Source organism: Nocardia sp. NPDC050408 (genome assembly GCF_044458905.1).
GTDB lineage: Bacteria > Actinomycetota > Actinomycetes > Mycobacteriales > Mycobacteriaceae > Nocardia.
This window is the reverse complement of sequence record NZ_JBITIL010000006.1, coordinates 1-11,712: the sequence shown is the minus strand read 5'-3', so window position 1 is coordinate 11,712 and position 11,712 is coordinate 1. Positions and strand designations below refer to the sequence as shown.

At 66.7% G+C, this 11,712-nt stretch carries 4 protein-coding genes and 1 pseudogene; 1 reads left to right on the top strand and 4 read right to left on the bottom strand.

The genetic code is table 11. The annotated features are described in order from the left end of the window. Nucleotides 1-57 precede the first annotated feature (57 nt). The gene (locus ACIBJI_RS19765) at nt 58-6,243 is read right to left on the bottom strand and encodes a type I polyketide synthase (RefSeq protein WP_397085149.1); all 6,186 of its coding nucleotides are present in this window, start codon (nt 6,241-6,243) and stop codon (nt 58-60) included. Between the two features lie 1,791 nt (nt 6,244-8,034). On the opposite strand from ACIBJI_RS19765, the gene ACIBJI_RS19760 reads away from it, so the two are divergent. Beyond that, nucleotides 8,035-8,544 carry a CAP domain-containing protein gene (locus ACIBJI_RS19760; RefSeq protein WP_364358670.1) on the top strand — a complete coding sequence of 170 codons (510 nt, stop codon included), beginning with the start codon at nt 8,035-8,037 and terminating at the stop codon, nt 8,542-8,544. Nucleotides 8,545-8,587: 43 nt separating this feature from the next. Here ACIBJI_RS19760 and ACIBJI_RS19755 read toward each other — a convergent pair. The 3 genes and pseudogenes from ACIBJI_RS19755 to ACIBJI_RS19745 form a co-directional block, all read right to left on the bottom strand. Then, nucleotides 8,588-9,822, bottom strand: a pseudogene (locus ACIBJI_RS19755) (RNA polymerase sigma factor). Nucleotides 9,823-9,860: 38 nt separating this feature from the next. Next, entirely contained in the window at nt 9,861-10,244 is a 384-nt protein-coding gene (locus ACIBJI_RS19750; RefSeq protein ID WP_364358676.1) for a YciI family protein, read from the bottom strand. A gap of 434 nt (nt 10,245-10,678) precedes the next feature. Further along, a partial coding sequence (locus tag ACIBJI_RS19745) for a hypothetical protein (protein ID WP_397085147.1) occupies nt 10,679-11,712 on the bottom strand: 1,034 nt, incomplete at its 5' end.

Sequence of the window (11,712 nt, the reverse complement as noted above, 5' to 3'; positions counted from 1 at the left end):
GATTCCTCTATCTCGCCTTATTCGATTCCAAGCATGTGTTTTTCGCGATCACGCGGTTCATCGGTTGCCCACGACGTCGCTCGCAATCGAGTGGAGCCATCGCCGAATCCCCTCTGCCGCAGCCGGTGCCGCGTCTTCGATGAGGGAGAAGTGGTCGGCGGATATGTGGATCGTGTCGCCGCGGTGCTGCCAATCCGGCACCGGCGCAGCAATATCGAGGCCCGGTAGCCCGACAGTGGCTCGCAGATTCAGCGTGGGCGCGGCAATGGACCGCGTGCCGCGCTCGCCGAAGATCCGCACATAATTGCCCATGGCGACCAGTGCGTGGTCGTCGATATCGATCAGTTCGTGACCGCGATCGAGCACCAGGCCGAGCGCGCCGGCGAAAACGGTGCCGATGAGGTCTTCACCATCCGGCGAATAGGTGTCGAGCATCGCGACACCGACCGGGCCACGACCACGCTCGTCGAGCCGTTCGGCGAGCGCGTGCGCAACCGCTCCGCCGATCGAGTAGCCGACGAGTACGAACGGATGCTCGCCCGTGGCGTTTTCGGTGACAACGGCAAGGTGGTCGAGCAGCGCGTCCCAGGTCGGCGGCATCGGTTCACCGACTCGGGTCCCCGGCAGTCGCAACGCGGACACACCGAATTCGGCGCCGAGTTCGCGCGCCAAGCGGCCGAACTGGTGCGGTCCGTTGCCGACCAGGAACGACGGGATGCAGATCAGGTTGGGTCCGGCGCCGGCGCGCGACAGCAGCATGGGCCCCGAGGGGCCATTCGCGGCGGCCGGCTCATCGAAAGCGACGCTCAGTCTGGCACTTTCGATCAACAGCGGCATCGCCTCGGTCGCGTCCCCGCGCCGATGCGCCGCCATCACCAGCTCCGTCAACCGGCCACGTACTCCCGATGCGGCGGGCGGCGGCTCGTGCCGAACCTCGACGGCCCCCATCCGCGACCGCAGCAGCTGCGCGACCGCGGCGGCGGTCGGATGCTCGAACACCAGCGTCGACGGCAGAGACAGACCCGTGATGGCGGCGAGCCTGTTACGGAATTCGACGCCGCCCAACGAGTCGAATCCGAGTTCGGCGAACGGCACATCCGCGGCCACCGCGGCGGCCGACTTGTGTCCGAGGACGACGGCGGCCAGCGAGCGTATCTCCTGGAGGATGACCTCGTAGTGATCGTCCTCAGGCAGCATCTCCAAACGCTGTACCAGCGAGCCGCGTTCGCTGCCGGGCTGCGCTGCCACGGGTGCGCGCACGATCTCGCGCAGCACCGGCGGCAGCACGCCGGAGCGAGCGAGCGATGCCAGCGCGTCCCTATCGAGCGACGCGGTCATCAGCAGCGAGTGGCCGGTGGCCAGCGCCTTGTCGAACATCGCCAATCCCGGCTCGGGGGTGATGGGTAGCAGCCCGAGCCGGGTGCGAATACGGCGGGCTATGTCCTCGGTATCTTCCCGATCGAGCACGCCTGCCATACCGAGCGTCCACAGCCCCCACGCCAGCGAGTGCGCGGGCAGGCCTGTTTCGCGACGACGATGCGCGAGTGCGTCGAGGAAACGGTTCGCGGCCGCGTAGTTGCCCTGGCCCTGACCACCGAGTAGCGGGGCGGCGGAGGAAAACAGCACGAACGCCGACAGGTCGTGATCCCGGGTGAGTTCGTGCAGATGCAGTGCCGCATCGACTTTCGGCCGCATGACGCGGTCGATCTGCGCGGTGGTCAGCGTCTCGACGGTGCCGTCGTCGAGTACGCCGGCGGTGTGGATCACGGCGGTCAGCGGGTGTTGCTCCGGGATGGTCCGCAGCAGATCTCGCAGCGCATCTCGGTCGGCGACGTCGCAGGCGGCCACCCGGACCTGCGCACCCGCGGCCTCGAGATCGCCGACCAGATCCGCGGCGCCCGGGGCATCCGGTCCCCGCCGGGAAACCAGCAGCAGGCTCCGAACGCCATGTGCCGCAACCAGATGTCGCGCCGTCAGCGCACCCAGACCTCCGGTGCCACCGGTGATCAGAACCGTCCCGCCGCCGAACGAGACCGGTGCCGCATCCGGCGCGGCGGCCCGTATCAGCCTGGGTACCAGGAGCGTGTTGTCACGCGCTGCCACCTGCGGCTCACCGAGATCCGCGGCTCGCACCACCGTGCCGGATGTCACCGCGGTGGCGTCGTCGTGGTCGATCTGGACGACCCGGCCGGGATGTTCCGACTGCGCACACGCGATCAGACCGGATACCGCCGCTGCCGCGGGATCACACAATTCGCCCGGTATTTCCGCGGCGTTGCGGGTCACGACGACCAGCGTGGATTTCTCGGATCGTTCGTCGGCGATCCAGTCCCGGAACATCGTCAGCGCCGCATATACCCGCAGCCTGGCCACCTGGGCGGCATCACCCGTCGCGGGGACGTCGTCACAGTGCCAGACGACGATCTCGGGTACGGACGGCATTGCGAGCAGAGCGTCCAGATCCGTGTGTGCCTCGGCGCCCGGCATCGTCGTGGAGCCCAATACCGCTACAGCACAACGATTCACGGAGATCGAGGTGGATGCCGGAGTCCACCGGAGGGTGTAGAGCGGGTGCGAGGTTGCGCGATCACGGCGCAGGGTGCGGGCATCGACGGGGCGCGCGACGAGGGTGTCGACGGCTACTACGGGTAGACCGTGCGTGTCGGCGGCATCTACTCGGATGGTGTCGTCGGTGCGGGTGACACGCACCCGCAGGGCCGTGGCTTCCTCCCGGTAGACGCGCACTCCGGCGAACGAGAACGGCAAGGGCACCCGGCCGTCGCCGGTATCGGCGAGACGGTCGATCGCGGTGTGGAAAGCGGCGTCCAGCAAGGCCGGGTGCACCCGGAACCGCCGCGCGTCCGCGTTCTCGGGCAACGACAGCTCAGCGAACACCTCGGCACCGCGCATCCACGCGGCGCGCACACCCCGGAATGCCGGGCCGTACCCGAAACCCATGTCCGCCAACCGCTCGTACAGCCGCGCCGAGTCCACCGGTTCGGCGCCCGCGGGCGGCCACACCCGTCCGTCCCACACCGCGTTCGCCGCGCCGGCCACGGGCGCCAGCACCCCTGTCGCGTGCGCGACCCACTCCGCGCCGTCGGAATGCTGACCGGACACCCTGGAGTGCACGGCGAACCGACGCCTGCCCGCGCCATCGGCGGGCTCGACACCGAGCTGAATATCGACCGCGGTGTCGTCCGGCACCAGCAGCGGCGCTTCCAGCAGCAGTTCCTCGACGACCTCGGCGCCGAGCCGAGTGCCGGCGGTCAACGCCAGTTCCACGAATCCGGTCCCGGGCAGCAACACCGAGCCGAAGACCGCGTGATCGGCGAGCCACGGGTGGGTCCGCAACGACATCCGTCCGGTGAACAGCCATTCGTCCCTGCCCGCAACGAAGACGACGCCGGTCAGGATCGGATGATCCGACGACACCGCGGAGGCATCGGCGGCGAACGGCTCCAACCAGAACCGCTGACGCTGAAATGCGTACGTGGGCAACGACACCCGGTGCAGCGGACGGCCCGCGAAGATCGGCTGCCAATCCACCTCGGCGCCGCAGGCGTGCAGCTGCCCCAGCATCGTCACGCACTGCGTCACTTCGTCGACCGAACGCCGCGCCCCGGCGGCAACCATCGCCCCCGCCTCGACCTCCGGATATTCGGCCAGGCACTGGCGAGTCATGGATGCCAGCACCGCATCCGGGCCCACCTCCACGAATCGCCGCACCCCGGCCGCGACGAGAGCATCGACGCCGGGCGCGAATCGCACGCAGCCGCGTACCTGCTGCACCCAGTACTCCGGATCGGTCACCTCGGCACCGGCGACACCGCCGGAGATGTTCGACACCACCGGAACGGTCGGCGATCGATATGTCAGACCCGCTGCCACGGAACGGAATTCGTCGAGCATCGGCTCCATCAACGCCGAATGGAACGCGTGACCGACCCGCAATCGCGATGTCCGCACGCCCGCGTCGGACAGCTCGCGCTCCGCCGCTTCGACGAGGTCGGCAGCGCCGGACAGCACCACCGACGAAGGGCCGTTCACAGCCGCGACCGATAACCGATCACCGTGTACCGCAACGAGTTCGAGCGCTTCCTTTTCGGTCAGGGCGGCCGCGAGCATCGCGCCGCCCGCCGGCAACGCACCCATCAAGCGGCCCCGCGCCGCCACCAGCGCACACGCGTCCGCCAGCGACCACACCCCCGCGACGTAGGCGGCCGTCAGCTCGCCGATCGAATGTCCGGCCAGCACATCCGCGGTCACACCGAAACTCCCGATCAACCGGAACAACGCCACCTCGAACGCGAACAACGCGGGCTGCGTCCACTCCGTCCGATCCAGTGCGACATCGGCTGCGCCGACCCCCGGCGGCCGTGTCGCAGCGCTGCCGGAGAACATCACCTCCCGCAACGACCCGCCGAGATGCGGATCGAACTCCGCGCAGACCTCGTCCAACGCCGTCGCGAAAACCGGGAAGGCCGCATAGAGCTCCGCCCCCATCCCCACCCGCTGAGTTCCCTGCCCCGTGAACAGAAATGCCGTCCCACCCGCGACAGACGCACCGGCCGCCGAGGACCCCGACGCCAGGTCCGCCAACTCCGACGCCAGCTGTCCGCGATCGCGACCCACCACCACGGCGCGCCGGTCCCATTGCGTCCTGTTCTCGATCAGCGACGACGCCACACTCCACAGGTCCGCATCTGGATTGTCGAGCAGCCACTGCCGCAACCGATCCGCCTGGGCGCGCAGTGCCGCATCGGACTTGGCCGATACCAGCAACGGCAGCACATCCGCCGCGGCAGCGGGGGTCGCGGCGGTCTCCTCGACCGGCGAAGGGACGGACGCGGGCGCTTCCTCCACGATCAAATGAGCGTTGGTGCCGCTGATCCCGAACGAGGACACCCCGGCCCGCCGCACCCGCTCACCCGCGAGCCAGGGCTCCGCCTCGGTAAGCAATCGCACCGATCCCGCCGACCAATCCACATGCGGCGACGGCTCACCCACGTGCAGCGTCCTGGGCAGCATTCCGTGCCGCAACGCCTGCACGACCTTGATCACCCCGCCCACGCCCGCGGCCGCTTGCGAATGCCCGATATTCGACTTCAGCGACCCGAGCCGCAATGGCGCGCCGCGCCGCTGTCCGTATGCGGAGATCAACGCCTGTGACTCGATCGGATCACCCAGCGGCGTTCCCGTCCCGTGCGCCTCCACCACATCCACATCCGCCGGCTCGAGTCCGGCAGCTGCCAGCGCGGACGCGATCACCCGCTCCTGCGACGGACCGTTCGGCGCGGTCAAACCATTGCTCGCACCATCCTGATTCACCGCCGATCCTCGAATGACGGCCAGAATTTCGTGCCCGGATCGCCGCGCGTCCGACAACCGTTCCAGCACCAGCACGCCCACGCCCTCGGACCAGCCCACCCCGTCCGCGCCGGCCGAGAACGACTTGCACCGCCCATCACGCGACAAGCCCCGTTGCCGCGAAAACTCCACGAACAGCGACGGTGTCGACATCACGGTCACACCGCCGGCCAGCACCAGGGACGTCTCCCGGCGGCGCAGTGCCTGGGCGGCCAGATGGATCGCCACCAGCGACGACGAGCATGCCGTGTCGACCGTCAGCGCCGCACCTTCCAGCCCCAGCGTGTAGGCCACTCGCCCCGACACCACACTGCTCACCGATCCGGTGCCCGCGTGCCCCTCCGCTGCCGGGCCGGCGGCCTTGGCCGTGTGCTCGTAGTCGGTGTACATCACTCCGGCGATCACGCCGGTGTCGCTGCCTCGCAGCGAGGTCGGGTCGATACCGGCGTCTTCCAGGGCTTCCCACGAGGCCTCCAGAAACAACCGCTGCTGCGGATCCATCGCCGCCGCCTCACGCGGGCCGATGCCGAAAAACCCCGCATCGAAATCACCGGCGCCGGAAAGAAAACCGCCCTCGCGCGTATACACCTTCCCGAACCGGTCCGGATCGGGATCGAACAATCCCGCCACATCCCAGCCCCGGTCGGCCGGGAATTCCCCGATCGCGTCCGAGCCGGAGGCGACCAGATCCCACAGTTGCTCCGGCGACTCCACACCGCCCGGATACCGGCAGCTCATGCCCACGATCGCAATGGGCTCGACGCTCTGCTCCCGCAGTCGGGTGAGCTCGTCGCGACTCGACATGAGCTCCACGGTGACCTTTTTGAGGTACTCCAACATCCGGTCGGACGAGTCACCAGTGTTCGTGTCCACGTTCACATCCAGGGGTAGATCGGGGTTGCCGAAGACGCCGGAAGAATTCCGGCGCTATCGGACAGGGGATACCGACGCCGTCCTCGAGCTTCGAGTGGCGCAGCGGTGATTCGGCGAATCGGCGGCAGACGGCCGGTGGCGTTACGGCTGAATCCAGCCGTCGTGACTGCCCTCGGCAACGTTGGGCGGGGGCGAAGCGACGGATCCGCCCGCAGACCACCTGCGGTACCGGTCCCCGTCCGAGCATGCGGGCACCAATTCCCGGCCGCTCCATGACGTGCGAACGTTCGCCGAGGCCGATCGACACGAACTGGACGTTTGCTTTTTTCCGGCACACAGTGCCGCCATCGCTATGTCCCTCATCGACATACCTCTCACACACTCCCGACGCCAGCCGACTCACAACAATGTCGCCGACTGCCACCGTTCATACCCTTTTGACATCGCCGCTCCGGTCAATCAATGGCCGTTAATTCGAAGCCTCATTCAGCAGAAATCGGCCACGCACCGCGATATGTCCCGAGTATCAGGCGTTCCCAACATTGGGAATAGACGCTGGGATCCATACATGCCAGATCTCGCTCTTCACACGGGCAACATGGTTAGGTTCCCGCAACCGATGGGCGATCTTTTGCTGACATTTCTTCGATCGGCTATATTCGGCGGCCAGACGGCCGTTGGGCAGGCCGAAAACTCGTCGCAGTCACGCTGGAAACAGCATCGCGTTCCATACCGGACATCAGCGACGTCGATGCAAATGCGGTATCACCGCCAACCGTCGCTCTACAAATGCGCGCCGAAGCCTCACTCGGTCACGTAGAAATCAGCGATCCGCCCAACACGTCCATGCCACTATGCATTACCCATCGAATCGAGATCCACCTCCTTCTTTCCACCCATTGCGTCCAGCCGTTTCCGCGGAGCGCATGAACGTCTGGACCCAGCGCCTGGATGGTCGAATCTAATGCCGCAGAGCGAACGGCTTCTACCGATGTACGTGATATTTACGAACAAAACACAATACTTTGGAATTGTAACCGTGCGATGACCGAACCGATCTTCCGTCATTCCGAATCTGCAATTCCATTTAGCTATCGCAGCAACCTAGCAGCGTACCGGCAAGACCATTCACACAGTTTTCGAGGCAGCACCCCTGAAACCTATACGACATACCTATTTCTGGCCCCGGCGCGAATTCGATAGACTTTCGCGAACCAACCGATGACGGCGCGCGGGTGCACCGACAGGATGCCGACCGTTCATCGAATTCGACGGCTGAAGCGTGGTGATGGGCAATTCCACTCGGAGCGGGCCGGATCACGATCGAGACGGCGTCACGGAAGGGCCCACGTCTTGTGCACGGGGGTCTGCCGGATCCCACCCCCGCGCGCCGGGCCGCGCCTTCGGACTTTCCAAGCCGAACGGCCCGCGGTATGGCCGGACGGTTTCGAACCAGTGGGCGGAGTTGTGATCATGCGGCCCCAAAGCTCTGGCGGGATTCAGTGCGGGTGCAGGGGTTTCGGCCCGTGGCGTATCGAGCTTCGGCCTCCATACCGGATGCTATGGCGTTGTATGTATCGAAACATCCGCCATACCGGGCCGAAATATCCGTATACCAGCCAAGGCTCGCTCAACATGGTGTGCCTCGCGCTGCCGAACCTGGCGCGGCGTCACACCCTGGCCGATGGCTGGTGGAGATGAAAGGCTCGGGCTGTGCCGTGACGCGCCGACGACCCTGTACACGGCTACCAGTACTTCGCGAACAAGTACCCCAACAATGGCCTCGGCGCCATGTTCGCCCTCAACGACCAGTTCGACAAGATCGAGCGCGCCGTCTTCTGCCTCACCAACATCGAACGCGCCAATGCCGGTGTCCCCGAACTGAAATGGAGCGACGACTTACGAAACAGCGCAGCGGATTTCGCCCGCCACGCCGAGGGACGTCAATGGTGGACCGACGGGGCGAACTCTCACGACGATCCCGACCTCGCCGGTGTGCCGGTGGACACCCAGATCCAGCGCCGCGTGAAGTCCTACAACCCCTGCACCTACTACGAGGGCGATGCCCCCGACGTGAACCGCTGGTCGGAGAACACTTACGCAGGCTGGGGCTCGAACACCTTGACCACCGCCCGAGCAGCCCTCACCTGGTGGATGAACAGCCCCACCCACAAGGCCAACATCCTCGACCGCAACGTCACCAAGCTCGGTGTAGGTGTCCGTGCCGGCGCCGCCCGCCCCGGCTTCGACACCAGCGACCCCGCGGGCATCTTCGTCCAGCAATTCGTCTCCTGCAGCTGACTTCCCGGGCCTTTCTGCGATTCCATCCGTCATCACGGCCGATTCAGCAGGACGCGGCCCGGTCGAGCAGCAGCGTCCGCTCGGCTTGGTTGCCGGTCATCGCCGCGGCCCGTTCGAACTCCGAGCGTGCCTCGTCGCGACGTTCGAGCTTGAGCAGCAGATCACCCCGGACGGCAGACAGCAGGTGGTAGCCGCGCAGCGCGGTGAGGGCGGACAGCTCATCGACGATGGCCAGCGCGGCTGTGGGTCCGTCGGCCATCGACACCGCGACGGCCCGGTTCAGCTCGACCACCGGCGAGCCGGTGAGTGCGCTGAGTTCGTGATAGAGCTCGGCGATGCGGTGCCAGTCGGTAACGGCGGCGCTCATCGCGCGGGCGTGGCAGGCGGCGATCGAGGCCTGCAACACGTAGGACCCGCGTCCGCCGAGGTGTTCGGTCCGCCGCAGCGCACCCTCGGCGTGGGTGATGAGCAACCGGTCCCAGCGGGTCCGGTCCTGACGGTCCAGCGGCACCGGTCGGCCGCCGGCGTCGGTTCGGGCCCGCAGCCGCGACGCCTGGAACTCCATCAGCGCCACCAGTGCGTGCGGCTCCGGTTCGTCGGGTGCGAGCGCGGCGAGCATCCGACCGAGCCGCATGGCCTCCGCACACAGCTCTGCACGCATCCAGGAATCGCCGCTGGTGGCGGCGTATCCCTCGTTGAAGACGAGGTAGACGACCTCGAGCACCGAGGCCAGCCGTGCGGTCAGCTCGTCGCCGACCGGAACCTCGAACCGGACCTCCGCGTTCGACAACGTCTTCTTCGCCCGCGAAATCCGCTGACCGAGCGTGGTGGGCGGGATCAGGAAGGCGTGGGCTATCTCGTCGGTGGACAGTCCCGCCACCGTCTTGAGCGTGAGCGCCACCCGTGCGTCGCGGCCGAGCACCGGGTGGCACGCGGTGAACATCAACCGCAGGACATCATCGTCGACTTGCCTGTCGAATTCGATCGCGTCCATCGGATCCTCGCCCTCAGGCGTCTCGCGGGCGAGCAGTGCGAGCTTACGCTCCAGATTCACCCGGCGGCGGACTGTGTCGACCGCGCGACGGCGGGCGACAGCCAGCAGCCAGGCGCCCGGCTTGTCCGGAACGCCCGACTCGGGCACTGCTCCAGCGCCGCGATCAGCGCATCCTGGGCCAAGTCCTCGGCCAAGCCCAGGTCGTTCACGATTCGCGCCAGGGAAGCGATCAACCGCGCCGACTCGATCCGCCAGACCGCCTCCACGGTCCGCCGGGTCGCAATGGTCACCCGATACCCTCGGCCCTACAAGCCCGGTCGTCTCACGCCTCGCTCAGCTCGGGCGTCAACGCCTCGCCGAAGTCCTCGGCGGTGTACAACGGCCGTACCTCGACGACACCATTGCGGATCGGGGCGCGGCGGACCCACTCGAGCGCCTCCTCGAGCGAGGACACCTCCCAGATCTGGTAGCCGGCGATCAGCTCCTTGGTTTCGGCGAATGGCCCGTCGAGCACCGACGAGCCACCCTTCTCGTCGAAAGCCACCCGCTTGCCGGCCGAACTCGGCTTCAGGCCGTCACCGGCCAGCACCACGCCGGCCTTGGCAAGCTCTTCATTGAAGGCCTCCATCGCGGCGAACTCCTCGGCGGTGGGCGGAACCCCACGCTCGGTGTCCTCGGTCGCCTTCCCCAGAATCATGACTCGCATGTTGTTGCTCCTTAGCCGTCGCCGGGGCCGACCCACCGTTCGCGGACCGTCTCCACCCTGACTCACCCCTACGTCGAACGGCAAGCCGCGGTTTCGACATCGACACCGAGAAATTTCTGCGCGGCAAGTAGACACCACTTCCCAAGTCCGGCATCGACGCCAGCCCAGCCGCGTCCCTCGATCGGCGAAACCGATCTCGGCTTCGCCGTCAGTGGTCGGTCATCAGCTGACCGTCGAGCACGGTTCCGCAGCACGAATGCGACTCGCTGCGAGACCGGCAGCGCTCGGGGTACGGCGGTGCGACAACAGTTGTCGAGCGCGGTCACCGCCATCCAAGACATGACCTGCGGGTTCGGTGGATCGTTGATGATCGGCGCTCGTCGCGCGCCAACTGGTCGGCGGCTGAATACTCGTGCGATGTCCTACCGTCACCGCTACCAGCGGAAAACGCGACGTAAGCGGCTTACGGCGCCGTTCGGTTGGCCTGAGCCGTCTCCGTGGGCGGATGCTATTTGGACGACGATCCCACCGAGACGTACCTCCTGCATGGTCGCTGGGTGTGCGTCGATAAAACACACACCGGTTCGGCTGACCTCGACGCATTCTTCCTGTTGGGAGCCAGAGTTGTCCGAGCGCTCGAGCGTGTCGGTGTAGTAGGCGATCATTCCGCCACTGAAACTGGCGTTGAAACCGGTCACTCGGCGCCCGGCGCGGTCGGTAGTGCGGTCCCGGCAGGGATCGCAGACCGCGCGGGGGTAGCGTTCCTGGTAGATCGTCGGCCGCTCGCAATGCGGGCAGGGCTGGGTGTATCGACGCCCAGGGATTGGGCTTTGCAACAGGAAATCGTTGCGGGCGAGGATTTTACGACCGGAGTCTTCCTGGTTGCGGTTGCGCCACAGGACCAGCAGAACGAACTCAGCGTAGTCGGCTGTCTCGGCGTCGATCGCTGCGCGCCCGGGTATCTCGTCGATGCGCGTGAGGCCGGCATCGTAGGCATCGAGCGCCACTCGGTGCGCCACCGAGAGTTCACTGTCGGGGATTTGTCTGTTGGCATGATCGGCTCGAGCCAGGTGTTCGGCGATCACCGTGTCGATGGTGCTTCCGTCCACCGACAGTACCCCGCTGCCGTAACCGGTCGTGGTCACCAGGACATAGCCGTCCATCTCGCCGCGCAGCGTCTGCAAGAAGGCGAAACCTCGCCCGTAGCGGGCATTCTCGAGCCCCTGATGGGTGTAGCGGACCAGAGTGCCGGGATCCTGGGCCAGATCGCGCGCGATTCGCAGCGCTTCCTCGTAGGTCAGCGGAGAGTTCGGGTCCGGACGATTCATGACCGCCAGCCTATCGAGCCAGATATTTCGGGCTGAATTGAAATTGCCGGGTAGGCCGGGCGCATTGCTGCGCCCGGCCCCCCTCAGAACCGGACGTGCACGATTTCCATGCATCCGGCTCAAGCAAGCCCATGGCGGGC

What these genes read in the sequence shown, in the direction of transcription:
- ACIBJI_RS19760 (WP_364358670.1), top strand. Translation starts at nt 8,035, where the DNA reads ATGTTCGCCCTCAACGACCAGTTCGACAAGATCGAGCGCGCCGTCTTC.
- ACIBJI_RS19750 (WP_364358676.1), bottom strand. Translation starts at nt 10,244, where the DNA reads ATGCGAGTCATGATTCTGGGGAAGGCGACCGAGGACACCGAGCGTGGG.